General features: G+C 44.5%; 24 protein-coding genes and 1 tRNA gene. 8 read left to right on the forward strand and 17 right to left on the reverse strand.

The features are described 5' to 3' along the window. Positions 1-236: 236 nt before the first annotated feature. Positions 237-1,127 (reverse strand): DODA-type extradiol aromatic ring-opening family dioxygenase, encoded by an 891-nt coding sequence (locus ACXAGV_RS18445; protein WP_474874485.1) that lies wholly within the window; start codon positions 1,125-1,127, stop codon positions 237-239. Between the two features lie 176 nt (positions 1,128-1,303). Next, entirely contained in the window at positions 1,304-1,753 is a 450-nt protein-coding gene (locus ACXAGV_RS18450) for a DoxX family protein (protein WP_474874486.1), read from the reverse strand. A gap of 194 nt (positions 1,754-1,947) precedes the next feature. On the opposite strand from ACXAGV_RS18450, the gene ACXAGV_RS18455 reads away from it, so the two are divergent. Beyond that, positions 1,948-2,853, forward strand: coding sequence for a LysR family transcriptional regulator (locus ACXAGV_RS18455; RefSeq protein ID WP_474874487.1), 906 nt, complete (start codon positions 1,948-1,950; stop codon positions 2,851-2,853). A 182-nt stretch (positions 2,854-3,035) separates the two neighbouring features. On the opposite strand, the gene ACXAGV_RS18460 is transcribed toward ACXAGV_RS18455, so the two are convergent. Both ACXAGV_RS18460 and ACXAGV_RS18465 read right to left on the reverse strand, forming a co-directional pair. Continuing rightward, positions 3,036-4,502 (reverse strand): DUF3360 family protein, encoded by a 1,467-nt coding sequence (locus tag ACXAGV_RS18460; RefSeq protein WP_474874488.1) that lies wholly within the window; start codon positions 4,500-4,502, stop codon positions 3,036-3,038. Between the two features lie 140 nt (positions 4,503-4,642). Then, positions 4,643-4,734: transfer RNA gene (locus ACXAGV_RS18465), tRNA-Ser, on the reverse strand. A gap of 239 nt (positions 4,735-4,973) precedes the next feature. On the opposite strand from ACXAGV_RS18465, the gene ACXAGV_RS18470 reads away from it, so the two are divergent. The 6 genes from ACXAGV_RS18470 to ACXAGV_RS18495 all read left to right on the forward strand — a co-directional run bounded on the left by ACXAGV_RS18470 (position 4,974) and on the right by ACXAGV_RS18495 (position 7,848). Next, positions 4,974-5,639, forward strand: coding sequence for a Bax inhibitor-1/YccA family protein (locus ACXAGV_RS18470; protein WP_014949619.1), 666 nt, complete (start codon positions 4,974-4,976; stop codon positions 5,637-5,639). A 55-nt stretch (positions 5,640-5,694) separates the two neighbouring features. Further along, the gene (gene tusD, locus ACXAGV_RS18475) at positions 5,695-6,084 is read left to right on the forward strand and encodes a sulfurtransferase complex subunit TusD (RefSeq protein WP_014976653.1); all 390 of its coding nucleotides are present in this window, start codon (positions 5,695-5,697) and stop codon (positions 6,082-6,084) included. Then, complete coding sequence (locus ACXAGV_RS18480; RefSeq protein WP_474874489.1) at positions 6,084-6,452, forward strand: DsrE family protein; 369 nt, start codon at positions 6,084-6,086, stop codon at positions 6,450-6,452. Before tusD ends, ACXAGV_RS18480 begins: the two co-directional genes overlap by 1 nt. After that, entirely contained in the window at positions 6,452-6,796 is a 345-nt protein-coding gene (locus tag ACXAGV_RS18485) for a hypothetical protein (RefSeq protein ID WP_474874490.1), read from the forward strand. Before ACXAGV_RS18480 ends, ACXAGV_RS18485 begins: the two co-directional genes overlap by 1 nt. After that, on the forward strand, positions 6,793-7,140 hold the full coding sequence (locus ACXAGV_RS18490) for a TusE/DsrC/DsvC family sulfur relay protein (RefSeq protein WP_474874491.1): 348 nt from the start codon (positions 6,793-6,795) through the stop codon (positions 7,138-7,140). Before ACXAGV_RS18485 ends, ACXAGV_RS18490 begins: the two co-directional genes overlap by 4 nt. 270 nt (positions 7,141-7,410) lie before the next feature. Then, positions 7,411-7,848: a baeRF12 domain-containing protein gene (locus tag ACXAGV_RS18495; RefSeq protein ID WP_474874492.1), complete on the forward strand. Its 438-nt coding sequence runs from the start codon at positions 7,411-7,413 to the stop codon at positions 7,846-7,848. An 84-nt stretch (positions 7,849-7,932) separates the two neighbouring features. Here the strand turns inward: ACXAGV_RS18495 and ACXAGV_RS18500 are convergent, their stop codons facing one another. The 7 genes from ACXAGV_RS18500 to lrp form a co-directional block, all read right to left on the reverse strand. Beyond that, a complete protein-coding gene (locus tag ACXAGV_RS18500; protein ID WP_474874493.1) occupies positions 7,933-8,637 on the reverse strand; it encodes an SOS response-associated peptidase family protein in 705 nt (234 codons plus the stop codon). A gap of 106 nt (positions 8,638-8,743) precedes the next feature. After that, complete coding sequence (serS, locus tag ACXAGV_RS18505) at positions 8,744-10,036, reverse strand: serine--tRNA ligase (protein WP_474874494.1); 1,293 nt, start codon at positions 10,034-10,036, stop codon at positions 8,744-8,746. A gap of 10 nt (positions 10,037-10,046) precedes the next feature. Continuing rightward, positions 10,047-10,430, reverse strand: a complete 384-nt coding sequence (gene crcB, locus ACXAGV_RS18510; protein WP_014949631.1) for a fluoride efflux transporter CrcB — start codon at positions 10,428-10,430, stop codon at positions 10,047-10,049. A 73-nt stretch (positions 10,431-10,503) separates the two neighbouring features. Continuing rightward, positions 10,504-11,811, reverse strand: a complete 1,308-nt coding sequence (locus ACXAGV_RS18515) for a replication-associated recombination protein A (RefSeq protein WP_474874495.1) — start codon at positions 11,809-11,811, stop codon at positions 10,504-10,506. Then, on the reverse strand, positions 11,798-12,559 hold the full coding sequence (gene lolA / locus ACXAGV_RS18520; protein WP_474874496.1) for an outer membrane lipoprotein periplasmic chaperone LolA: 762 nt from the start codon (positions 12,557-12,559) through the stop codon (positions 11,798-11,800). Before lolA ends, ACXAGV_RS18515 begins: the two co-directional genes overlap by 14 nt. 16 nt (positions 12,560-12,575) lie before the next feature. Beyond that, positions 12,576-15,365 carry a DNA translocase FtsK gene (locus ACXAGV_RS18525; protein ID WP_474874497.1) on the reverse strand — a complete coding sequence of 930 codons (2,790 nt, stop codon included), beginning with the start codon at positions 15,363-15,365 and terminating at the stop codon, positions 12,576-12,578. 290 nt (positions 15,366-15,655) lie between these two features. Beyond that, positions 15,656-16,141 carry a leucine-responsive transcriptional regulator Lrp gene (lrp, locus tag ACXAGV_RS18530; RefSeq protein WP_179983537.1) on the reverse strand — a complete coding sequence of 162 codons (486 nt, stop codon included), beginning with the start codon at positions 16,139-16,141 and terminating at the stop codon, positions 15,656-15,658. Between the two features lie 185 nt (positions 16,142-16,326). Between lrp and ald the strand changes: the two genes are divergently transcribed. Then, the gene (ald, locus tag ACXAGV_RS18535) at positions 16,327-17,460 is read left to right on the forward strand and encodes an alanine dehydrogenase (RefSeq protein WP_474874498.1); all 1,134 of its coding nucleotides are present in this window, start codon (positions 16,327-16,329) and stop codon (positions 17,458-17,460) included. Positions 17,461-17,702: 242 nt separating this feature from the next. Here ald and pyrF read toward each other — a convergent pair whose 3' ends face one another. From pyrF to rpsA, 6 genes are all read right to left on the reverse strand, one after another. Then, positions 17,703-18,401: an orotidine-5'-phosphate decarboxylase gene (gene pyrF / locus ACXAGV_RS18540; protein WP_474874499.1), complete on the reverse strand. Its 699-nt coding sequence runs from the start codon at positions 18,399-18,401 to the stop codon at positions 17,703-17,705. A gap of 6 nt (positions 18,402-18,407) precedes the next feature. After that, complete coding sequence (lapB, locus tag ACXAGV_RS18545) at positions 18,408-19,577, reverse strand: lipopolysaccharide assembly protein LapB (RefSeq protein WP_474874500.1); 1,170 nt, start codon at positions 19,575-19,577, stop codon at positions 18,408-18,410. Further along, positions 19,577-19,834: a LapA family protein gene (locus tag ACXAGV_RS18550; protein WP_179985207.1), complete on the reverse strand. Its 258-nt coding sequence runs from the start codon at positions 19,832-19,834 to the stop codon at positions 19,577-19,579. Before ACXAGV_RS18550 ends, lapB begins: the two co-directional genes overlap by 1 nt. An 80-nt stretch (positions 19,835-19,914) precedes the next feature. Further along, positions 19,915-22,257, reverse strand: coding sequence for a PilZ domain-containing protein (locus tag ACXAGV_RS18555; RefSeq protein WP_474874501.1), 2,343 nt, complete (start codon positions 22,255-22,257; stop codon positions 19,915-19,917). A gap of 203 nt (positions 22,258-22,460) precedes the next feature. Beyond that, positions 22,461-22,748: an integration host factor subunit beta gene (gene ihfB / locus ACXAGV_RS18560; protein WP_014949641.1), complete on the reverse strand. Its 288-nt coding sequence runs from the start codon at positions 22,746-22,748 to the stop codon at positions 22,461-22,463. Between the two features lie 76 nt (positions 22,749-22,824). Continuing rightward, entirely contained in the window at positions 22,825-24,495 is a 1,671-nt protein-coding gene (gene rpsA, locus ACXAGV_RS18565) for a 30S ribosomal protein S1 (protein WP_474874502.1), read from the reverse strand. Positions 24,496-24,529: the final 34 nt, after the last annotated feature.

A 24,529-nucleotide genomic window follows, 5' to 3' on the forward strand; every position in this document is an offset into this window, starting at 1 on the left:
CCCGGTGGGTTTGACCCCACGTCTGATTTCAAGTCAGGTGCATTAAACCGGGCTCTGCCAACTCTCCTGAAGTGCTGCGTATCTTAATGATTTATGTGGGACTGTAAAGCACTAATTTTAACATTTTTACTCAAACGACCAATTGATAATCAAAGTGTTCAAAATTTAATTGCTCTCGTTTAACGCAGCCGGTATCCAATCAGGTGTTGCACTGACGCTGCAATGTGAAGCACTGGTCAATCACACCACATAAACATGCTTGCAGGTTTGGTTAGAAGCGTTAAAGACAGAGCTTTATCAGCTGCTCTATTATTAACGCCATAACAAACATGGAGTGGAAGAAGGTGCTCTTCTCTAGGATGGGCGTATCGCGCATCCGGCGCGCTGTACCATTCAACAAGACGAGCTTTGCGTTCATTCTCGCTGTAGGCACTGGTCTGCATAGTTGTCTGAAGCCAGTTATTAAAGCGCGTTGCTTTTCGCATTGCATCATCGGAGCTATCAAAAAAGCCCTGCATATTGTGAAAAGAAGACCCCGAGCCCAATACTAAAATATTCACTTCGTTCTTTGCTTCAATATTTACAGGCTCTACCCCGAGTTCAACAGCTTTCCTAATTGCTTCCCCCAATAGCACATGCTTTTTTGAATCCAAATCAGACGTGATGGATAGTTGAATACAAGGCACATCGGCACTGGTATACATAATACTTAGGGGAATGAACATTCCATGATCGAAACCACGTGCCCTATCCTCCCGTACAGCAATGCCTTGTTCTGCTAAACGCTTTAGTAATGAAGTTGCAAGTGCTACTTCTCCTTTGGCCGGATATTTAAGGGAATACGCCTCTTTAGGGAAGCCATAATAGTCATAAATCAAGGAAGGTTCTGGGTGAGTAGTTATACAGACTTCAGTATCTTCCCAATGGGCACTAATCACTATGACTGCATCAGGTTTGGGTAAATCTGTTGATAATGCTTTGAGCGCTTCAATCATTTCCGTGTGAAAAGCAGGCTCTTTCACCTCTCCTACTGACTGCATTTCAAGAAGTGGAAGCGGCCCTCCACCATGAGAAATATAAGCGGTGTTAATTCGCACAGACGGGTGAGTTTGCGTTCGCTGTTGCATAAAACCATACCTTGTTAGATGTAGAGAATACCATTCCTGCATTCCCACGCTTCGCTTTAAACTTACCAGCGTCTTCTGAGTGGGCAATTATCTATGCGGATTGATATAAGGGCTTCATAGCCATTGAAACCGGCGCATTTGGGCCGGTTTCGTTAGTCATCGAGATCTCACAACCGCTATTTATCAAGCTTGTGACTAATAAGAGAATCGATTGAAAATTTACCGCCACCTTGAATAGCTAGCGCACCTGTCGCAGCAAGTAGCGCCAGTGCAAACTCGTAACCGTTGTTAGTCATAAATAAACCGTTTGCTGCATGTACACTAAAAATCGCAATCACCATTGTGAATGCACTTACTAAAGCGGCTGGACGTGTTAGAAAACCTATAATAAGTGCTAGCCCGCCAAAAAACTCAGCGCTGCCGGCCAGGAATGCCATTAAAAAGCCTGGCGCTAAACCAATGCTTTCCATCCACTGACCTGTGCCTTCTAATCCATAACCACCAAACCACGCAAAAAGCTTTTGTGCGCCGTGTGCGGTAAGAATAATGCCCACAGGCACACGTAAAACCAAACTAGAAATACTGCTGTTAGAAGTAAAAATGTTTTTCAGAAATTGCTTGTTCATTGTTGAATCCTCAAAGTCTCTCGTAATTGAAAGTGTCATATCTAAAAAGTGATGAACGCTCCGCCTGACTTCATTGAGTTGGCACAGCGCTTACCTGATGCATATAGAATAGTTACCAACACCTATTGAATAAAGCGGTTAAATATTGAATGATTACCAACAATTTGTTGTTTATTGAAACGGATGGCTGAACGATGGATAAATTATCGCTACTGAAAACCTTCTGCGTTGTTGCGAATGAAGGCAGTTTTACAAAAGCTGCAGAAAAGCTAGACACGTCAAACCAACTCGTAAGCAAGTATGTTGCCGAATTAGAAAAGCAACTTGATACGCGTTTATTCAATCGAACTACAAGAAAAATTCACCTAACCGAGGCTGGTCAGCAGTGTTTGCAACATGCAAATCATATTCTTGAAAGCGTAACCGATATGGAAAGTCAGCTTGGGTTGCTCAACACGGAAGCGAAGGGAGTACTGCACGTAAATGCCCCTGTCTCTTTCTCAACATTACATTTAGCGAGTGCACTCAGTGCGTTTCAACAAGCACACCCTCACGTATCGATAAACTTGCAGCTAAGCGACAGAAAGATTGATGTGATAGACGAAGGGTTTGATGTAGCAATACGTGCAGGTCACCTTGCTAACTCTTCTCTGGTAGCCAAGAAGATCACAACCATAAAGCTGGCACTGTGCGCTTCACCAGCCTACCTGGAAAAATATGGCACACCGCAACATCCAGCTGAATTAAAACCTGAACACTATCTTGAGTACTCCTACGTCAACTACGATAACGATAAATCAGCGCTAATTGCGGCGCTTAAAGCAATTGCCCAGACTGTGACGCCAAAGCTAACCGCCAATAATGGAGAAGTCCTAACCAATGTAGCAAAGCAGGGTGAAGGTTATGTACTTCAACCTACCTTCATTGCCGGTGAAGCGCTCAAAAACGGGGAACTCGTGTCCATACTGGACGATTTCGTACCGCAAGCTATCTCTTTGTATGCGGTCTATCCTCATCGTAAGCTCATTTCTAATAAGCTAAGGGTTTTCATTGACTTTTTATCAAGCTATTTTGAAAGTACGCCCTACTGGGACAAGTAAATCACGGTACGCGTAACTCTTAATTTATATAGTAGAAACATAACTTCAGTGGATGAGAGATATCAGCTTAATAAATTAAATAAAAACGGCGTGGAGAAACACCTCCTACGCCGTTCGCGTAATAGCATATCTGATTTCAGTAACTTGAACTTTAAAGGAGTAACCTTACCCTAAAGCCCTCATCACATTCTGAAGGTTTCCATAATCGCGGGCACACCCGGGAACATACCAATTAGAGCCATAACGGTACATAACACCAAAAACGTAACGCCTGGAATTAGCCAACGCCCTGCTTTGCCGAGCTCTCCAGCTCTATCTTTGCACCCAACGAGCCCCAAATTATCCAAAAGCATGGTAAAAGACCATCCAAATACCGGGTTAACTAATACAGATGAGATCACTACCAATGCGGCAGACTGGGTCGTTTTACCTTCACGCGTCATTTGCATACCGGCTTCCATTAGCGGCAGAAAGACCCCAACTATAAGCGCTACGCAAAGCACTGGCGGCCAAATTGCTAAATCCATGGGGTAACCCCAAAGTGCCGCTACAACGCATAAAAAGCCAGTAACCAATGCACCACCGGGTATGGGTCTGCGCGCGATTGAAGCCGGAATAATGTAGGTCCCCCACGAAGATGAGATGTTCCCCCCTCCCAGGAGGCTTCCCACTGCCTGACGGCTAGATGCAGCAATCATGGTGTCATCTATATTCATGTGCGCTCGTTCACTTTTCTTCGGGTAGCTAAGCTTTTGGAAGACTTGATGGCCTAAGAAATCTGGCGACCACATAGACACAGCCAGCACAGCAAAAGGCAGCACAGCGATGAAATGCGACCAGTCTGGCAGTCCTAATTTCCAACCTGTGTTTTCCCCCCACCAATAAGCAGGGTTCAAGTTAGGCATACCCGGCGACGTTGTGAACTCAAATGGCGCACCGAAGGAAAACGCAATGACGGCCGCCATTACTGCGCCAAGTGGAATGGCCAGCCAACGCTTTTGAATATGCTCTAGCCATGCATACATTAATATTGTGGCAATGATCACTACGAAGGCTAAGTAAGCCATATCGAAGCTTTCTGCCCACGCAAAGAGTTTCTTCACCTGGCCTGTAATGCCAATAAACCCTAAGTACAACAGCAATCCACCGCATACACCGTTACTGGTTAGCCTAGCAAGCACACTGCCGCCCTTCGTTATTCCTAAAATAAAACCAAAGAGTCCAATGAGCAGACCGAGCGCCATTGGGTGGCCACCAGATGCAACAATAAGGGGTACCAAGGGCAGTAAGGGGCCGTGTGTACCTGCTAAATTAGCTGACGGGTTCAGAAAACCGGAAATCAGAACAACGAACAAGACTGCTGCAATGAGTAATTCAAAGCGCACGTTTTCAATAACAAATTCAGGAGATAGCCCTAGCGGTGCTGCGAATGCACCTACTACGGCGGCAACCATAACGATTTTTCCTATGGTCGCCGCCATTCCTGGCACAAAATCTTCCCACTCAACGCGGTAGTCTTTACCGGGCAGATTCAACCGCCAACGTTTTGGAGTGAGAATTTGAAGTTCGTGATTTAAATAATCGTCTCTTGATTTAAAATTACTGCTCGGTTTGTGAAGATTTTGATAAGAAGAACTTTCCTGTGACACATAACACCTTTAGATTGCGCGAAGAAAACGCAAGCCTAAACATGTGAATAGGATGTAACAATGCGACTGTGGTCTTATACTAAAGTATAAATTCAAGCAGGAATAAAAAAACCCGCAACGATGTGCGGGTTTCTTGTATTTGGCGGAGAGTGAGGGATTCGAACCCCCGGTGGGTTTGACCCCACGTCTGATTTCAAGTCAGGTGCATTAAACCGGGCTCTGCCAACTCTCCTGAAGTGCTGCGTATCTTAATGATATTTTTATGACTGTAAAGCGAAAAATTAAAAAAGTTGTCTAAGTGCCGAGATTTCAATCAAATAGACTATTTATCACGTATAAGAGATGTTTTTATATTCACCTGACACCATTTTCATCTGAAACTACTTGAAAATGGGAACTAAAACCCATACAACATACACTAAATAATTGTGTACCATTTTGGTCATATAATAAGTCCTGTTGGAGGAAACAATGGATCAACGTTCGATGTATTCAAGTGCATCTCAACCATCGGTATTGCAGACGAACAAGGTTCTACGCAACACCTATATGCTGCTTGCGATGACACTGGCGTTTAGTGCGGTTTGTGCTGGTATAGCAATGGCAGTAGGCATTTCTCCTATGATGTCTCTTGTTATGACTATCGGCGCTTTTATTACGTTATTTGTAGTTCAGAAAAAAGCTGATTCAGCATCTGGTATCTACTGGGTGTTTGCATTCACAGGTTTAATGGGTGCATCACTAGGTTACACGCTTAATTTCTATTTAGGCGTTGCGGGTCCAGGCTTGATCATGGAAGCGCTGGGTGCAACAGCCCTTGTATTCTTCGCGCTATCTGGCTACGCGTTAACCACTAAGAAAGACTTCTCATTCATGGGCGGCTTCTTGGTTGTAGGCCTAGTTGTAGTGCTTGTTGCGGCAATTGCGAACATCTTTTTCGCAGTTCCAGCGGTTAGCTTAGCAATCAGTGCAGCGATTGTGTTTATTATGTCAGGTTTTATCTTGTTTGATACAAGTCGTATCATCCACGGTGGTGAAACAAACTACATTCGTGCAACAGTTTCGCTATACTTGAACATATACAACTTGTTCACGTCTATCCTTCACCTTCTAGGTGCGTTTGGTGGCGACGATTAAAACAGCGTTAAAGGTTTAAAGAGAAACACCCCTTAACCGGGGTGTTTTTATTTGTATGGCAGAATATTCAGTACTTATCACATCATCACCGTTTCAAGGCGATACAGCGTTACGCGCCCTCTCCTTTGCACAAGGTGTAATCGATAATGGTGATGTAATAAACAACGTTTTCTTTTATAGCGAAGGTGTACACCACACTAATAACTTAATGCTAAAGACGGGTGACGAGCTGTTCGTACTTGATAGCTGGAAGACTCTAGCGACTGAACACAACGTGAAATTACTCGTATGCATTACCGCCGCCGTTAAGCGAGGTATTGTTAGTGAGTTAGAGGCGAAAGAGAATGGGTTGTCTCAGGCCAACTTAACCGCACCTTTCGAGCAAGCTGGCTTAGGCGAATTCTTCACTGCGCTCCATGATTGCAACAGGTTGGTACAATTCTAATGGCGCAACTACTTATTAGGTTTACGCAAAGCCCTTTTTCCAATGCTAAAAGCCAAGACGGTTTAGATTTTGCGCTTGCTGCAACAAACTATGGGCACGATGTTAAAGTGCTTTTTGAAAGCCAAGGTGTACTGCAGCTTGTTAAGGCAGCGTCTACCAAAGGACTAAAAAATCACACCAAACGTTTAGCTAGCATGCCGTTTTTCGATATCGAAGAATGCTTTGTGTGTAAAGCAAGTGCAGATACCTACGACATTGAGCAGGTTCTTTCAAATAACAGTTTAGTTGATGAGTTAGACTGTGAGTGGATATTCCCAGAAGAGAAAGTCGCGCTTATCCAAAGCGTAGATCATGTGGTGACATTCTAATGCTTATTACTATTTCAACGCCAAATTTGAGCACTGAATACAAACAGCTTATTGAAGCCACCTATGAGCAATCGACTTCTACTTATGTTGTATTTGTTGGTGATGGCGTTTATGCCCCTGCATTAAACACCGCGTTTCTTGAGCAGCTGGCCAATACGGTAAAAAGCACGGTAGAGAGTACGACAAAAGGCACGGTAAAAGACAAATCAACGCTAAACCTGTCGTTCTTGAGTACAGATGCGGATACCAGGGGCGCAAATCTTCCCGAACATTTTAATCCAATTTCCTACAAAGAACTTGCTGCAATATCAGCAAAAAATCAGCACTGGATACCCCTTTCATGACACAAGAAACTTATAGCTTTAATTATAAGGGCCGAGATATCCCTACAGACAAAGCTGGCTATTTGCTCGACTACACGCTTTGGGAAGAAGACATGGTTGAGTTGCTGGCGCAAGAAGAGAATATTGAGCTCACAGAGGCCCATTGGGAAGTTGTGCGGTTTGTACGCGCATTCTATGAAGAGTACGAAACCAGCCCAGCGATTCGTGCTTTGGTGAAAGCTATGGCCAATAAGTTTGGGCCAGAAAAAGGTAATAGCCGCTACCTGCAGCGACTTTTTAAAAAAGGCCCGGCTAAGCAAGCCACCAAACTGGCAGGATTACCTAAACCTGCGAAATGCTTGTAAAGGCTATTACACATTATAATTAAAGTGCTAGCGTCCTCCGGCTAGCCTTCTGCTAATAGCACTTTTTGACTTGCTTTACGGGTTGAAACCCGACTTAAGGTAGCTATCAGAAGAGCCACCCTATTGTTAACTATTTTCGCTTTGGTGTTGATATTGCAACTCCCCTCTTACATTAGCGTTTTATCTCGGGTTTCAGGCATAATTTTCATACTTGCCTTTACCAAACACCATGAACGTGAATGTTTTACATAAATGGACATAGGAGGCTGTATGACAGTTCAAAAACACTACGTAATTGTGGCCAACCACGACAACGCCACAGCTTACACCTATACCAATCACGGAAGTGCACTTGTTGAAGTAAAAAAGTGGCACAATGAATTCAGTGATGCCAGCGACCAAGATATTTATACAGACAGGCCCGGCAGACAGTCCGCCCCCGCTTCACAGGTCCCAGGGGTAGACAGTATGAATCGAAAAGATGCCGCTGAACTCGAAGATGAACGATTTGCCAGCGACATTGCACACTGGCTGGATAGCGAGCGTAAACGCGGTTCATTAGGCTCTATAGATATTATTAGCGGTCCAGGGTTTCTTGGAAAATTAAGAAACGGAATGTCATCTCAATGCTCAGAAGTCGTCGACAAAGAAGTAAAAAAGAATGTTTTAGGCGCGGACGAGGAAACCTTGCTTTCATACCTCAAATAGCGCCCTAATCAAACGATGAAAAAACACAGGCGGCTGTCGTTAACACCGCCTTTTTTATAAGTGTTTGGGTTTAGGCCAGAAGTTTTATTCAGCCTTTAATACATTAACCTCACCAATGACCTCAGCGCCTTTGAACGTCTTTACTCGCGTAATTTCAAGATCGCTATAAATACGCGGATTATTTAGAATAAACTCTACCTCAGCATTAAGTGCGCCCTGTGAATCAGCCGCAAGCCACGCATTGATAGCATGACTGTCGTGGGGAAGAAAGCAAGGAATGGATTTTTCATGATACAGACTAAATCCCTTTACGGGTGGGCGTGTTACTACCGCACAGGAAAATAAACCGTTACTAAAGCGCCGATATACTGCGCCAATAAGTAAGGCGCCGCTTGTGGGCTTCATTAGATAATGTGCTTTTCCTTTTTCAACCGGGTTAGACTCCCCTACGGCAGTTGCTACAACCACTGCTCGCCGCTCACGGATAAACTTTCCCCAATAAGGGCTCTCTAAATTACGGGCGTTAAACGTGGTTCTATCACCAATTTGCAGTGTGTCACCAACGGGCTTGGCGTCAAACCACCATGTTGCATCTATGGTGCTATCACCCGATACAATTAAATTGGTAATTTGCTTTTCGGGCGCTTTACCAAATGCAGGATAGAAGTTAATAACGCTGCTTGTGGAAGATTCATTGGCAAAAAGCGGAATGGTTTGCGAGAGACCAACTTCTTCAAGCAGTGCTATAACGTCAGGTGAGTCTGTAATACGTTGTATAAATCCGCACATACACCTTATCCATTAAGTCCAAACAAAAAATCCGATACGAATGCTCATATCGGATTTTATATTATTGCTACTAGAAAAACTTCGCCACCGCCAAACGGTCTACTTACTAAGCTTTAATAACTTCTTGCCCTGCCATGTAAGGCACTAGCGCTTTTGGAATCGTAACGCTTCCGTCTGCTTGCTGGTTATTCTCTAAAATGGCAACAAGCGTACGCCCTACCGCTAAACCAGAACCATTCAATGTGTGCAGAAGTTCTGTTTTATTCGTTTCTGGGTTACGGAACCTAGCCTGCATGCGTCGTGCTTGGAAGTCCAACATGTTTGAACATGAAGAAATTTCACGATAGGTATTTTGCGCAGGTAGCCATACTTCAAGATCGTAGGTTTTACATGCACCAAAGCCCATATCACCCGTACATAGCAACACTTTGCGGTACGGCAATTCTAGCTTTTGAAGAATAACTTCGGCGTGTCCTGTAAGTGCTTCTAGCGCGTCAAAGCTCTCTTCCGGCTTAACTAACTGTACAAGTTCTACCTTATCGAACTGATGCTGACGAATAAGGCCACGGGTATCTCGACCGTACGAACCAGCTTCTGAGCGGAAGCAAGGCGTATGTGCTGTCATTTTTACAGGCAGCGTTTTCGCATCTAATATTTCATCGCGTGCGATATTAGTTAGCGGAACTTCTGCCGTTGGAATTAGGCTAAGCCCCTGCCCTTCTTCTGTTGCTGGTTTTGTGTGGAAAAGATCTTCACCAAATTTGGGCAACTGCCCCGTGCCATATAAGCTGTCAGCATTAACCAAATAAGGCACGTACATTTCTTGATAGCCATGCTCTTGGGTATGGGTATCTAGCATAAATTGAGCAATAGCACGGTTTAAACGAGCGATATCACCGCGCATCACTACAAAGCGGCTTCCCGTAAGCTTACTTGCGGTGGCGAAATCTAAGCCGTTGTTTAAGCCTTCAGCAACATCTACGTGATCTTTAACTTCAAAATCAAACGTACGCGGCTCGCCCCAACGAGAAATCTCAACGTTGTGGTTTTCGTTTTCACCTTCCGGCACCGACTCATGTGGTAAATTAGGAATGCCTTGGGTAAAGGTATTAATTTCATCTAGCAGTTCGCTAAGCTCCGCTTTAGCGGCATCAAGCTCGTCACCCAGTTTACCCACTTCAGCTAAAAGCGGTGCGATGTCTTCACCCTGCGCTTTTGCTTTACCAATGGACTTACTTCGCACGTTACGCTCGTTTTGCAGATCCTGTGTTCTGGACTGAAGTGTTTTTCTTTTTTCTTCAAGCGAACTGAAAGCTGCTACGTCGAGGTTAAAACCACGGGCAGCTAATCGCTTAGCTGTTTGTTCTATATCGCTTCGCAAACACTTTGGATCTAACATGTGTTTCTAATTATCCTTTCATCAATTGAATGGCTAGCCAACCTGCTATTAGGCAAGCGCCAACGTTAAGAAATACATTTGCTGCGGCTTTAAGCCACAACCCGTTTTCTAATAAAGTTAAGGTTTCAACGGAAAATGTTGAGAATGTAGTAAAGGCACCTAATAGCCCTACACCGATAAGCGCTCGGTAAGGAGAGTCGCTTAAATCATGACGTTCGATAAAACCGTACAGTAATGCGAGTGCAAACGACCCGACCACATTCACCGTTAGTGTACCAAACGGCATGTGTTTTCCAAATAAGGAATCAACACTTGTGGTAACAAAATAGCGCAAACAAGCGCCGGTCGCACCGCCAGCGGCAATAAAACAATACAAAGCTAACCCTTGAGGCACGAAAACTCCCTAGCGCATTTTTTTATTAACTAATTCATATAATCTGAACTAGTTGAGTTACTTGTCTGTAACTTTACCTTTTATTGTTACTTCTCGCATTAAGTGAATCGAGAAATTCACGCTTTGCTTTTAAGGCTTTTTCTAAACCACGCTCATTGGGGTTGTACAAGCGAGTACCGGTTAGGCTCTCAGGAAAGTAAGCTTCACCCGCTGCGAAGGCATTTGGCTCGTTGTGCGCGTAACGATAACCATCGCCGTGACCCAATTCTTTCATGAGCGACGTAGGCGCATTGCGTAAATGCATGGGTACCGGTGCATCCGAGGTCTTTCGCGCTAAAGATTTTGCTTCATTAAACGCCATGTAAACCGCATTACTTTTTGCAGCTAAGGCACAGTAAACGGCGGCTTGTGCAATGGCACGCTCGCCCTCTGCAGGCCCTACACGATGAAAAGTATCCCAGGCATTGATACATAGCTGCATAGCTCTAGGGTCGGCGTTGCCAATATCTTCCGACGCAATAGCTAGAAGACGTCTTCCCACATATAACGCATCACCGCCGCCATCCAAAATTCTTGCATACCAGTAAAGTGCAGCGTCAGGATCTGAACCCCTTACAGATTTATGAAAGGCTGAAATGAGGTCGTAAAAAGTATCGCCTTTATTATCATAGCTGGCTACTTTCTCGCCCACCGCATGTTCAACATCGCTGACGGTAATGTCGCTTGCGCTTGTGAAGTCTGCGGCTAGCTCCAAATACGTAAGAAGACGGCGGGCATCGCCACCGCTCAAGTCTATAAGGGCGTTTCTTGCTGTTTCTTCGATACCAAGGGCTCTGTCGCCGAGGCCTTTTTCGTTATCACTCAGCGCTCTATCGATTAATTCAGATAACGCGTGTTGTTCAAGTGTTTTTAGCACGTAAACACGGACTCGGGACAATAGCGCTTTATTTAATTCAAATGAGGGGTTTTCTGTCGTTGCACCAATAAAGGTGACCACACCCGATTCAACAAATGGCAAAAACGCATCTTGCTGGCTCTTATTAAACCTGTGAACTTCATCTACAAATAGCAACGTTCGCTGATTGTAGCGGGCGTTTTCTTCTGCCGTATCCATAGCTGCCCTAATGTCTTTCACCCCGGATGTAACGGCTGAAATACGCAATACAGACGCATTAGTGTACCGAGCGATAAGCTCCGCAAGAGTAGTTTTTCCGGTACCCGGCGGCCCCCACAAAATCATAGAATGACAGTGACCTGCCTCTAACATTTTACGAAGTGGCTTGCCTTCACCAAGTAAATGGTCTTGGCCGCTGTACTCGTCTATGGAAACCGGGCGCATTCGCGCCGCCAGCGGCGCAAACTCTTGATTAACGTTGGTCATCAACTATGAAGCTATCGGGAATATCAACTGAGAATGTATCGGCGGGTACTGGAAAGCGAGTCTCAATATTATTGAACACTAACGTGCTGATTTGCTGTTGTGCATCAAGCATATTAAGTGAAGCGAGCTCGTTATCTTGATTGAAGGTTAAAGTTAGCGTTAGGATTTGACCGCCTTCTTCTTTTGGCGTGATTTGATAACTTCGCAAGGCATTATCACTATTGACGTCATTACCCGAATTACCAGCAGATACACCACTATTCATTTGGCTAATAGAAAACTTCGACCAGGTTGCTTCATCTGTCGATGTAAGCAAAACGATAGGATTATCCTTAATCGCATTATCTTGAGAAAGCACCGTCACCTGCTCTACGAAAGTATCTACATTCCACACCGCTTCACCGTCAGCTACCAGCAAAGTTTCATCAGGAAACGTAGTTTCCCAGCGAAGCTTATTGGGACGGGTCATGATTAGCTTACCTTGGGCCTCGTGCACCACATTTTGCTGGGCGTCTACCACTGTTTGGTCGAAGCCTGCACGGAACTGTTTCATGTTGCTCAATTGCGCCTGCAACGATGAACTCACTGAGTCATTGCTACTTTTTTGGTGCGCCGTACCTGTGGTGTCTATGCTGTTACTAGTAGCTGATTCTGTAGAAGCTAATTCTGCCGATGCGTTGGCAGCATTTATCGTTAGTCCGCCGGCGGCTAGTGCGCTTATAAAATAAACCGAAACTGCTTTATTCATTTATTCAATCCATTCGTTATTCTTTGTGGGGCGGCGGTGCAAGCACCTCACGGTTTCCGTTATGCCCCTGTGCACTTACGACACCACTCATTTCCATTTGTTCAACTAAGCGTGCTGCACGGTTGTAACCAATTCTAAATTTACGCTGCACGCTTGATACACTTGCACGACGAGTTTCGGTAACAAACGCTACGGCTTCATCGTAGAATGCATCGAATTCTTGGTCTTCACCCTCAGGCTGCTCACCTGGCAGTAAGACTTCCGCCGTCGCTTCGCCATTCAGGATCTCATCAATGTACTCTGGCTCACCACGTTTCTGCCAATCGGCCACTACCGCATGCACTTCGTGATCGTCTACAAACGCACCGTGAACACGAGTAGGTACTGGGCTTCCTGGTGGTAGATAAAGCATGTCCCCCATACCTAACAAGGTTTCTGCACCCTGTTGGTCAAGAATGGTTCTTGAATCTATTTTGCTTGATACCTGGAATGCACAACGGGTTGGAATATTCGCTTTAATCAAGCCTGTAATTACATCTACAGACGGACGCTGGGTAGCAAGAATAAGGTGGATACCCGCCGCACGGGCTTTCTGTGCAATACGCGCAATAAGCTCTTCTACTTTTTTGCCCACAATCATCATCATGTCGGCGAATTCATCGACCACCACTACAATAGCCGGAAGCTTCGCTAAGTCTGGCGCTTCAGCATCCATACTTTCTTCATTCTTCCAAAGCGGATCTTTAATCGGCGTGCCGTTAGCAATGGCTTCTTCTACCTTAGCGTTATAACCTTTGAGGTTACGCACACCTAGGGCGCTCATTAGGCGGTAACGACGTTCCATTTCACCTACACACCAGCGAAGTGCATTGGCGGCCTCTTTCATGTCGGTCACAACTTCAGAAAGCAAGTGCGGTATGCCCTCATATACTGAAAGCTCAAGCATTTTAGGGTCTATCATTATCATGCGAACGTCCTCTGGCGTGCTTTTATAAAGCAGACTCAAGATCATCACATTCACACCCACAGATTTACCTGAACCTGTAGTACCTGCAACAAGAAGGTGAGGCATTTTAGCTAAATCAACCACTACCGGCTGACCAGAGATATCTGCACCTAAAACCATGGTTAGTGGCGATTTATTAGACTGGAAGGTATCGCAACTTATTACTTCGCTTAAACGCACCATTTCACGTTTTTTGTTAGGTAGCTCAAGTCCTATAACTGATTTACCTGGAATAACTTCTACAACCCGTACTGAAATAGCTGACATTGCACGGGCTAAGTCTTTTGATAGCCCTGTAATTTTGCTCACTTTAACGCCAGGCGCCAAATCAAGCTCGAAGCGCGTAATTACGGGCCCCGGATATACGCCCACTACAGTCGCTTCAATATTAAAATCAGCTAGCTTTTCTTCTACCAATCGAGAAATGCCTTCAATCTCTTCTGGCGTTAACGGGTTTTCATGTTTGTCAGCACGTTCTAGCAAATCGAACGACGGCATAGGAGGCAGGTCAGGGTCAACTTCACCCGATTTCGCTTTAACCGGCTTTGCACCAAGTGCTGCAGGCGCGAATGCCTGAGTTGCGCCTTGAACTTCATCTTGCGTGTGCGTTGGTCGCGTATCAGCAGCCGACGCTGAAGGCTGACTATCATCCGCAGAGGAAGCCGTGTTGCTTGTCGACGCTACTGGCTTGCTGCCCGTTTCATAAGGCAGGTCTTCATCAAACTCCTCTAAATCGTCAAAATTGATATGCGGGCTTTGTTGATGCTGCTGATTATGTTCGTATTGAGCGCTTTCACTGGAAGAATGCGTTGGCTCCGCTTGACCTGATTTGCCCAAACCCACTTTATCTTTAAAGCTACCAGTAACCGCTTCGCGCATGCCCGATAGAGAAAAAGTAGACTTCTTGGTTTCACTATCACTGTCAACTGACGCGATATCATTATCCTCTTCACCAGTTTCATGATTCGACGTACTTTGAACAGGTTCGTCTCTGTTGTAGGTATAAAATGGCGGTTCATCTTCGACTTCGTCGATGCCGAAGTTAGGTTCACTGCGAGTCGGTGTAGTCTTTTGCGCTTGCTGTGGTTGAACCTGTGGAGAAGACGCCAAAGGCTCTGCCCGCATACTGGTAATATCCAGCTCCGCGGCGTCCGCACTTTCTTTGTTTGAAGACTTATTGGCTAACGCCAAACGCGGCATCTCAAGTGCTAACAAGCTTTGAGGTGCCGACAAGCTCTTGCGACCCAACCATAGTGTCCCTTCCCCTAATCTATCGATAATGGTAAGCCAGCTAATACCTGTTAATAGAGTAAACCCGGTACAAAAAAAGCAAAGCAACAAGAGGATCGTTCCAGCGGTATTAAAATAAGGTATAAGTGCCGAACTAATAACGTCCCCAACAAAACCGCCCGCTGAAAAGTTGTAAATGTCGTCAAAATTTATACTGGCGATACCCGTAGCGCCAAGGGCCATTAATAACCCACCGATAATTCGCAACCCAATGGTGAGATAGTCGAATTCGTCCAGCTCTTTGATGTGCTGGAAAAGGAACCACCCTAAAAATGCAGAGCCAAATGGGAGCAAATAAGCAAGAAAACCAAACGAAAATAGCAATAAGTCAGCAACCCATGCACCTGTTGCCCCTACCCAATTGTGTATGTCTAATTGTAAACCAGCCTGACTCCAGCCAGGGTCGCCTGGATGAAAAGATACTAGTGCCAGCAATAAGAAAAAGGCGAAAACACAGGCGATAATCATGCCTGCTTCCCACACTCGCTGAACCCCTGTTAATCGCGCCATAACCCTAAAGAACCTTCAATTTCTATCGCTTGTAGTTTTATATCGACTAACGGTCTTAGCCCATACGTACTATCTTCGCGTTAAACGCTACAAAGAGCTTAGCGAACTCTTTGCAATCCCTAAATAATTATTATTTGAGTAATGTTGGTAAGTAGTTGAGCCTGTTAATAAAACTATTGGGATGCTCCCCTACCCTATTGTATTTGAACCACAACAATCCTTTCGTTGCACACAAACACTGTATTTTTGCACAGCCTACCATAAAAACACACTATTGAGCCATGCTTTCATTACTTCAAATTAATGCGCAGTGATGATGTGCTTTTTACTTCTTCCATCACAACATAGGTCCGCGACTCACTTACACCGGGTAAACGCAATAAGGTGTCACCGAGCAATTTTCGGTAGCTGCCCATATCGGCAACACGCGCCTTTAATAAGAAGTCGAAATCTCCAGACACTAAGTGGCACTCTTGTATATCGTCATGCAGTTTTACCGCAGCAGAAAATTCTGCAAAGATATCTACCGATGTTTTCGTTAGCGTAATCTCTACGAAGACAAGCATGGCTGCGCCAAGCTTTTCAGGATCAACCAACGCGTGGTAGCCCTTTATATAGCCCTGAGCCTCTAATCTCTTAACTCTCTCTAGGCAAGGGCTTGGACTTAAGCCTACCTCTTTAGCAAGTTCGACGTTTGATATCCGCCCGTTTTTTTGCAACTGTACCAGGATATTCCTGTCTATTCGGTCTAGGTGTTTTGGTGTCTTTACCAGCATATAAAATATCTTAAAAGCATCTCTTAGAAAAATTATATGCTACTAACGCCCATTCTTCAGCAGATAGTTCGTTTTTTTATCGCGTATACTCCGCAAATATGTTCACGGGCTTCAAAGCCGAACACTTTCAATCAAAAGTTCAACCAGAGCCACATAGAAGCTCGTTATAAAATTGAGGACGATACATGTTAGTTGGTGTACCAAAAGAAATTAAGAACCACGAATACCGTGTTGGCTTGACGCCAGCAGCAGTAAAAGAATTTGTTACTCATGGTCATAGCGTTCTTGTTGAAACTAATGCAGGTGATGCAATCGGTTTCACTGACGAAATGTATGTAGACGCCGGTGCTGCGATTGCATCTACTGCTGAGCAAGTGTTTGCTGAAGCGGAAATGATTGTAAAAGTGAAAGAGCCTCAACCAAACGAATGTAAAATGCTTCGTAAGGGCCAAACGCTTTATACATACCTTCACCTGGCCCCAGACCCTACACAAACTAAGCTACTTGTTGAGTCGGGTGCTACGTGTATTGCTTATGAAACAGTAACCGACGACCGCGGTGGTCTTCCATTGCTTGCACCAATGAGTGAAGTAGCGGGCCGCATGTCTGTTCAAGCTGGCGCGCACTACCTTGAAAAAGCGCACGGCGGCAGCGGTACCCTTCTTGGTGGTGTACCAGGTGTAGCGCCAGGCAAAGTATTGGTAATTGGTGGTGGTGTTGTAGGAACTAACGCTGCGAAGATGGCACTAGGTCTTGGCGCTGATGTAACCATTTTAGACCGTTCACTTCCGCGTCTTCGCCAGCTTGACGATATCTTTAACGGTCAAGTTAAGACGGTTTACTCTACGGTTGATGCTATCGAGCATTACTCTTCTAAAGCAGACCTTGTTGTTGGTGCAGTCCTTATTCCTGGCGCAGCAGCACCTAAACTACTTACTCGTGAACAAATTAAAGCCATGAAGCCGGGCTCAGTACTTGTTGACGTGGCTATCGACCAAGGCGGATGCTTTGAAACATCGAAAGCAACAACACACCAAGACCCAGTTTATATTGTTGATGACGTTGTTCACTACTGTGTTGCAAACATGCCTGGCGGCGTTGCGCGCACTTCTACTATGGCACTTAACAACGCGACATTGCCATTCGGCTTAGCGCTAGCGAATAAAGGCCCAGCGAAAGCTATGCTAGAAGACAAGCACTTGCTTAACGGTCTAAACGTGCACGAAGGTAAGGTAACTTACAAAGCTGTGGTTGACGCACTAGGTGAAAAGTTAGATCTAACTTATACACCCGCTGAAGTAGCGCTTAAAGGCGAATAGGCTTTTTCGTTTAATTTCCTAATTTTAGGCTACTTTCGTGAATAAGTAGCCTTAACGAATGGTCTAAAAAAGCTCGGTATGTGAACACCACATCCGAGCTTTTTTGTATCAGAACGCTTGATAACCGGTTAACGTTAATTTTTATTACTTAATACACAAAACTATCCCGTTAGCACTTTAAATGCATGACCTACAATGCAACGAGCCCTATACCAGCTATAAAGAAGATTTCTTAAGTAGCGCTAAGCGTTTATTGATTCGTTTACGGCCTTCAATACTGCAATAGGATCTTCTGCTTTCGTGATAGGTCGCCCCATAACTAAATAGCTTACGCCCGCTTTCATTGCATCAGGTGGCGTCATAACACGTTTTTGGTCACCAGCGTCAGCGCCTACAGGGCGAATGCCTGGCGTAACTAATAGAAAGTCGTCGCTGTGTTTTTCGCGCAGCGCGCTGGCTTCCTGCGCTGAACAAACAATGCCGTCTAACCCTGCTTTTTCTGATAATGCCGCCAAGCGCAGTACTTGTTGCTCGGGTGTTACGCCACTTACTACATCCGCCAATTGCGCATCATCCATGCTAGTAAGAACGGTAACCGCAATAAGCTTAGTATGTGGGTTGCTGCTTGTTGCAATGGCCTTTTTAGCCGCTTGCATCATTGGTAAACCGCCTGATGCATGAACATTTACCATCCACACACCAAGCTCGGCCGCTGCTTTACACGCTTTTGCAACCGTATTTGGAATATCGTGGAATTTAAGATCCAAGAAAACGTCAAAGCCTTTAGCAATTAGCGCTTTTACGAATTCCGGCCCGAATAAGGTGAACATCTCCTTGCCCACTTTTAGCTTGCACAAGCTTGAATCTAATTTATCAACAAACGCCAATGCAGTGTCTTTATTGTCATAGTCTAATGCAACAATAACGCGTGGGTCATGCATGCTCTTTTATTCTCCGTCTAGCCCTTTGATAGGTTTTACTACGCCCCACTTTTTACAGCTAGGGCATAACCAATATAATTTTCGACCAGAAAAGCCACAGCTGCCACAGCGATATTTAGGGCGCTGCAACATTTGCTTTTCCACCAATTCTTTAAGTAAGCGTAAGCTATCAGCCGTGGTTTTATCTGAAAGCTGGTCAATATAAAGCCCCATTAGGGTTTTAAAACCGCGCATAGTCGGGCGTTTGCGAAGTTGCTCAAGTAAGTACTCAGCAGCCTGTGCCGTTTCACCGCGCTTCATCAGTACATCAACCATGGCTAAATAGGACGTAGCACACTCTTGCCAGTGTGCTTCTAAGTTTTTCTGAAAACTTTCCCAGTCATCTGTCTCTTCGGCAATTGTTTCTAGGCTAGGCACAGCTTCACTGAACCAATTGATATCGCGTTCGGCAACTTGCGTAAAGTATGCGTTGGCATCAGTAAAGCGTTTTTGATCAAGCGCTATATCACCCAACATAAGCCACGGCCTAACCGCATGTTCGTCGGCGTTTACTGCTTTTTGTAATAGAGTCAATGCCGCCCCTTGGCTATCATTCTTCAACTCAACCGATGCCTGTTCACAATAAAAATGGGCTAAGCGTTCGCACAGATCATCATTATCACCATGACATTGCACCATACGCTCCGCTAACTCTATGGCTCTTTGCCACTCTTTCGTGGTCTGGTAGATACTGAAAAGCTGCTGTTGAGCAACAAGGTAGTGTTTATCGCTGTTAAGCAGTTGAAGAAAGGCATTTTCTGCGCGCTCTAGAAAGCCTGCTTGCGTATAGTCGTGACCGAGTTCTCGAAGCGCATTTTCTCGCTGGGCGGGCTGGAGTTCGTCGCGACTAACCAAGTTTTGGTGGACTTTAATCGCCCGATCTATCTCCCCGCGATGACGGAAAAAACTGCCCATGGCAATATGGGTTTCAACCGTGTCGCTATTCACGTTAATCATTTTGATTAACGTATCAACGGCCTTATCAGGCTGGTCTGAAAGAAGGAAGTTAAGGCCTTTATAATAATGCTTAGATAGGATACTTGACTGTTTTCGCTGCGCTTGACGGACACTATTGCGCCCCATTATCCAACCATATCCTGCCGCAACAGGTAAAAGGAGAAACAGCAGTTCGAGCATTAGTGGTCTTGTTCCAAACTCTGTATTTTAGATTTAGCAGACATTAACTGAACCCGTAATTTAAGCCAGCTCATAAGCATTATTAATATACCAATGCCCACGCCTATCGACAGCGTTATCGCTATTAATGTTGATAAACGCAGATTCGCCTGAGCGATTAAATAATTAACTGTTACTTGTGCTTCATTTTGAGAGCCAATAACAAACGCAATGGCAAGAAGCACCAAAATGATGAGAAACGTTAGGATCCCTTTCAACACTCAACCCTTTTTTATTGATTTATTTACAAGAATAGCAAAATGCGAAAAGAGATAACACAAAAAGCGTGTTGGAAATTTTAAGCCGCGCCCTCACTGTCGAGTTCATGGCGCTGAGGTTTTGCTATCAGATTTTCTACCACAAGGTCATGGTGAAGCGCCGACATATTTGTTATAAAAATGCAGTGTGTGTAGCCCGCCTGCATGGTTTCAAGCTTGTCATACATAGCTTTATCTAACTTCGAAAGCTGCGCTAGCCGCTTTTTGGTCAACGGCGTTATAGCCCCGTGGCAGCGTATTGCGGTAACATCAGTAGCACTTAGTTGAATTTTTTCTTCAGCTAGCTGAGTTTTGATTTGTGTACGTAGCTTAGAGAACAAGAAGTCTCGTTCTTTGATATACACCAAACGACTGTCGCTTTTTCTCACGCAATGCACTACTAAAGCTTGTTCAGAAGTTTCTTTAAACATGGCTTCTAATATCTGGGATTTAGGCTTTGCCTGACCTTTGTCTGCAAAGAAACCATGGAGTGGTATAATATTTTGTGTACGTGAAAACGGATAAAGATCGTCAGATGCATCGCTTTGATAAACGGTTTTTAGCCTGTCGAGTGTAAACCGATTCATTACGCAAAGTACCGATAACGAAGGCATATGCCTTACTGCAAGCTCCCAAATGTAACGATGTGTGGAGCGCTGAATACGAGCAATATCTCTCACTTTAAAATAAGCCGTATTTTCTTCAACCATGTGATCGACGTTAGAGCTTACTTTAGCTTTACGTGTGTCTTCCACGAGGCATAGCCTGACCACGCCAGTTTCAGCTTGGTAATGCACAACCTTATATTTTTCGCCTTTAATTTTTAGTTCCGGCACAGAAACTCGTATCTCTTTTTGCAGATCGCTGTGCGGCGCAACAGTCAATTTCATACCGCTGGCGCTTAAATCGGCCACTCGCGCGTCAAGAGAGGTAAGCAAGCCTACTTTAATGGAAGCGGGTTTATCGATAACGTAGCGGGTTTCACTCCGTCTATCTAAATCTTCTTCCATGACATAATCTATGCGCCAGTTGTCACCGCTGGCTTTTAAGGTTTTCGACAAAGGCTTGAAATCGCATTTAGCAGAAAGCGTTAAGTTTGTAAGGTAGGCTGATACATCTTTGCAGTATAAAACATGGGAGATCTGGGCAAGCTGCTCAAATTCTTTACTCGCAATATCGTGAATAGCAAAGGCTTTTTGTTTATCTTCGCGGGTTACACTATCGAGTCGACAGTGAGTACAAATGAAGTCACCACTTTTGGCAAGCAGATATACAAGCGCATTAAGTTGTTTGAGCGCAAGAAGTTGCCTGTGCGTAGCGGTTATCTGTACGTTACCATTTTTGGTTTTAATGTTGCCGTGAAATACATAAGCTTCATTGTACTTTCGCAACTCATCAACTAACGTTTCGAATATAGGCTTATCTTGCAAGCTTGCCAGTAGCTTGTCAGCATCATTGTGTTCAACATTAGCTTTGGTAAAAAGAGCAATGATAGGTTTAAGCGACTTTTTCTCTGGCGCGAGAAATACCGGCATCCACGGGCTATTTTCGAGTATTCGGTCGCGCTCTAGTTCTTGCATAGCACGTTCTATTTCTAAATCTCGCTGCAGCGGTTGCTTATATGAAGTTACTGCTACATAGCGTTTTAGTGTTGCGAGAAAGCTCTTATCGACGTCGTCTTGAAAGTTAAACGTCGTTTCGTATTTACCCAAATGCTTGTTGTATTTCACAGACTCTAATTCGAGCGTAATTTCAGTGGGCTCTTTGGTTAGCCCTTTAACTTCTGGGATAGTGAAAGTGATAATATCCCCAGTAGATGCATTGGGGGGTCTTTTTGTCTCCAGTGCAATACCTCTATGCGACATAGAGCTTACAGAGCAATGTCTACCTTTCTCAAAGTCAGGAGAAGACAGAGTAAAGTTTGGGCGGATGGCAATGTCATCACCGAAGTCGATATCGGTAAATGATTGACTCTCAACATTGAACGCATCAACGATTTTTTTAAACTGTTCTCTTTTTATCTGGTTTTGGTAGAAGTCTGAGTTCATTACAGACTCAAACACACCAACGGTATATCTGTCTTGATAGAGCGACGTTTCGTTTTTGAGGATTTGCGCGCCAACTTTATCAAGGCGCATTTGCACACCGAAGTGCTTAAATTTCATGACGGGGAATTGCGCAAAAGCAGAATTATCAGCAGGTGCATCAGTCAACGATGTCAACCGAACCACTTCTTCTTTCACGACTTTTCGGACACTACTAGGCAAACGCTTCGAAAACTTGTTAACTCCCTCTAACAACCTATTTTGTTGTTCATAAGGAATTAACGCGCGAATGAGCGGCTGGTATTGTTTAATTATTGCTTGTTCGTCGCCGGCTGACATTACTTCTATGTATACCGTTTATTATTATTCGAATAATATATAACCCTATTTAAGTCGGGGTCAATAGGTATTAAAAATTAAACAAAAGTATATGGCGTTATTCATAATAATTAGGGGAAGGAATTAAAAAGAACGAGTAACGCCTCCCATAAAGTTTATAATCAGACACAAAAAAGCCGCTTTACAGCGGCTTTTAAAATGCATTATGCGATTGAGGCGTCTACCCTCTCGCGAAGCTCTTTACCAGGCTTAAAGTGCGGTACATATTTACCGTCTAGTTTCACTGTTTCACCCGTTTTAGGGTTTCTACCCACACGAGGTGCGCGATAGTGAAGAGAAAAACTACCAAAACCTCTAATTTCAATACGCTCACCCTTTTGAAGAGTCTGCGCCATTTGCTCTAGAAGTTCTTTTATTGCCAGCTCGAGTTCTTTCGCCGGAATGTGACGCGCTTGATCCGCGAGCCGTTCAATTAATTCAGACTTGGTCATGTTTAACCTCGTTGTCAATATTATTGTTTAAACAGCTATCGCGAATTGGGTGTGCAGATGCACACCCACAAAAGCATTATTCGCCTTTAGCAGCTTTAAATGCTTCTGCCATCGCGTTAGCGAAACCAACATCTTCTTGCTGGTTAACTTTATCGATAGCTTCTTTTTCGTCAGCCTGATCTTTCGCTTTAACAGATAGGTTAACAGTGCGGTTCTTACGGTCAACGCCCATGAACTTCGCTTCGATGCTATCACCAACGTTAGCCGCTTCTGTTGCGTCTTCAACACGCTCTACAGCAAGATCTGCAACGCGGATGTAGCCGTCAACTTCTTCAGCTAGGTTTACAGTAACGCCTTTCGCATCAACTGCTGTTACTGTACCAGTAACGATAGCACCTTTCTTGTTATCTGTCAGATACTTGTTGAAAGGATCTTCTTCGATTTGCTTAACGCCAAGAGAGATACGCTCACGCTCTGGGTCGACTTGTAGTACAACTGCAGAGATTTCGTCGCCTTTCTTGTAGTCGCGAACCGCGTCTTCACCAGACTTGTTCCAGCTGATGTCAGAAAGGTGAACTAGACCGTCGATGCCGCCGTCAAGACCGATGAAGATACCGAAGTCAGTGATTGACTTGATCTTACCAGACACTTTGTCACCTTTTTCGTGTGACTCAGCAAATGTTTCCCAAGGGTTAGCAATGCACTGCTTAAGGCCTAGAGAAATACGACGACGCTCTTCGTCAATTTCAAGAACCATTACATCTACAGTGTCACCTAGGTTAACAACTTTAGATGGGTGGATATTCTTGTTAGTCCAATCCATTTCAGAAACGTGTACAAGACCTTCAACGCCGTCTTCGATTTCAACGAAGCAGCCGTAGTCAGTAAGGTTAGTAACCTGACCGTTGATCTTAGTACCTTCTGGGTAACGAGACGCAATTTCTTGCCATGGATCGTTGCCCATTTGCTTCATACCAAGAGAAACACGTTGCTTCTCTTTGTCGAACTTAAGTACTTTAACGTTGATTTCGTCACCAACATTCACGATTTCACTTGGGTGCTTAACGCGCTTCCAAGCCATATCAGTGATGTGTAGAAGACCGTCTACGCCACCAAGGTCAACGAACGCACCGTAATCGGTAAGGTTCTTAACGATACCCTTGATTTCATGACCTTCTTCAAGGTTAGCAAGAAGCGTTTCGCGCTCTGCGCTGCTTTCTGCTTCGATAACTGCACGACGAGAAACAACAACGTTGTTACGCTTAGCGTCTAGCTTGATAACTTTAAATTCAAGCTCTTTGCCTTCAAGGTGCGTAGTGTCACGTACTGGACGTACGTCAACAAGAGAACCAGGTAGGAACGCGCGTACACTGTTAACTTCAACAGTGAAACCGCCTTTAACTTTACCGTTGATAACGCCTTTAATTGTAGCTTTATCTTCGTAAGCTTTTTCCAGCTCAACCCACGCTTCGTGACGCTTCGCTTTTTCGCGAGAAAGAATAGTTTCACCGAAACCATCTTCAACTGCATCTAGTGCTACGTCTACTTCGTCACCGATAGCGATTTCTAATTCGCCTTCAGCGTTTTTAAATTGGTCAGCTGGGATAGCACTTTCTGATTTCAAGCCTGCATCAACAAGAACGATGTCTTTGTCGATAGAAACAACAGTACCTTTTACAATTGAACCAGGACGTGTTTCTAGTTCTTGTAAGCTTTCTTCAAAAAGTTGTGCAAAATTTTCAGTCATAAGTCTCAAATAAACTTTTAAGTTGATATCCACG

Source organism: Alteromonas sp. ABH4_453, from assembly GCF_056160665.1.

What these genes read in the sequence shown, in the direction of transcription:
- ACXAGV_RS18445 (WP_474874485.1), bottom strand. Translation starts at nt 1,127, where the DNA reads ATGCAACAGCGAACGCAAACTCACCCGTCTGTGCGAATTAACACCGCT.
- ACXAGV_RS18450 (WP_474874486.1), bottom strand. Translation starts at nt 1,753, where the DNA reads ATGAACAAGCAATTTCTGAAAAACATTTTTACTTCTAACAGCAGTATT.
- ACXAGV_RS18455 (WP_474874487.1), top strand. Translation starts at nt 1,948, where the DNA reads ATGGATAAATTATCGCTACTGAAAACCTTCTGCGTTGTTGCGAATGAA.
- ACXAGV_RS18470 (WP_014949619.1), top strand. Translation starts at nt 4,974, where the DNA reads ATGGATCAACGTTCGATGTATTCAAGTGCATCTCAACCATCGGTATTG.
- tusD (WP_014976653.1), top strand. Translation starts at nt 5,695, where the DNA reads ATGGCAGAATATTCAGTACTTATCACATCATCACCGTTTCAAGGCGAT.
- ACXAGV_RS18480 (WP_474874489.1), top strand. Translation starts at nt 6,084, where the DNA reads ATGGCGCAACTACTTATTAGGTTTACGCAAAGCCCTTTTTCCAATGCT.
- ACXAGV_RS18485 (WP_474874490.1), top strand. Translation starts at nt 6,452, where the DNA reads ATGCTTATTACTATTTCAACGCCAAATTTGAGCACTGAATACAAACAG.
- ACXAGV_RS18490 (WP_474874491.1), top strand. Translation starts at nt 6,793, where the DNA reads ATGACACAAGAAACTTATAGCTTTAATTATAAGGGCCGAGATATCCCT.
- ACXAGV_RS18495 (WP_474874492.1), top strand. Translation starts at nt 7,411, where the DNA reads ATGACAGTTCAAAAACACTACGTAATTGTGGCCAACCACGACAACGCC.
- ACXAGV_RS18500 (WP_474874493.1), bottom strand. Translation starts at nt 8,637, where the DNA reads ATGTGCGGATTTATACAACGTATTACAGACTCACCTGACGTTATAGCA.
- serS (WP_474874494.1), bottom strand. Translation starts at nt 10,036, where the DNA reads ATGTTAGATCCAAAGTGTTTGCGAAGCGATATAGAACAAACAGCTAAG.
- ACXAGV_RS18515 (WP_474874495.1), bottom strand. Translation starts at nt 11,811, where the DNA reads ATGACCAACGTTAATCAAGAGTTTGCGCCGCTGGCGGCGCGAATGCGC.
- lolA (WP_474874496.1), bottom strand. Translation starts at nt 12,559, where the DNA reads ATGAATAAAGCAGTTTCGGTTTATTTTATAAGCGCACTAGCCGCCGGC.
- ACXAGV_RS18525 (WP_474874497.1), bottom strand. Translation starts at nt 15,365, where the DNA reads ATGGCGCGATTAACAGGGGTTCAGCGAGTGTGGGAAGCAGGCATGATT.
- lrp (WP_179983537.1), bottom strand. Translation starts at nt 16,141, where the DNA reads ATGCTGGTAAAGACACCAAAACACCTAGACCGAATAGACAGGAATATC.
- ald (WP_474874498.1), top strand. Translation starts at nt 16,327, where the DNA reads ATGTTAGTTGGTGTACCAAAAGAAATTAAGAACCACGAATACCGTGTT.
- pyrF (WP_474874499.1), bottom strand. Translation starts at nt 18,401, where the DNA reads ATGCATGACCCACGCGTTATTGTTGCATTAGACTATGACAATAAAGAC.
- lapB (WP_474874500.1), bottom strand. Translation starts at nt 19,577, where the DNA reads ATGCTCGAACTGCTGTTTCTCCTTTTACCTGTTGCGGCAGGATATGGT.
- ACXAGV_RS18555 (WP_474874501.1), bottom strand. Translation starts at nt 22,257, where the DNA reads ATGTCAGCCGGCGACGAACAAGCAATAATTAAACAATACCAGCCGCTC.
- ihfB (WP_014949641.1), bottom strand. Translation starts at nt 22,748, where the DNA reads ATGACCAAGTCTGAATTAATTGAACGGCTCGCGGATCAAGCGCGTCAC.
- rpsA (WP_474874502.1), bottom strand. Translation starts at nt 24,495, where the DNA reads ATGACTGAAAATTTTGCACAACTTTTTGAAGAAAGCTTACAAGAACTA.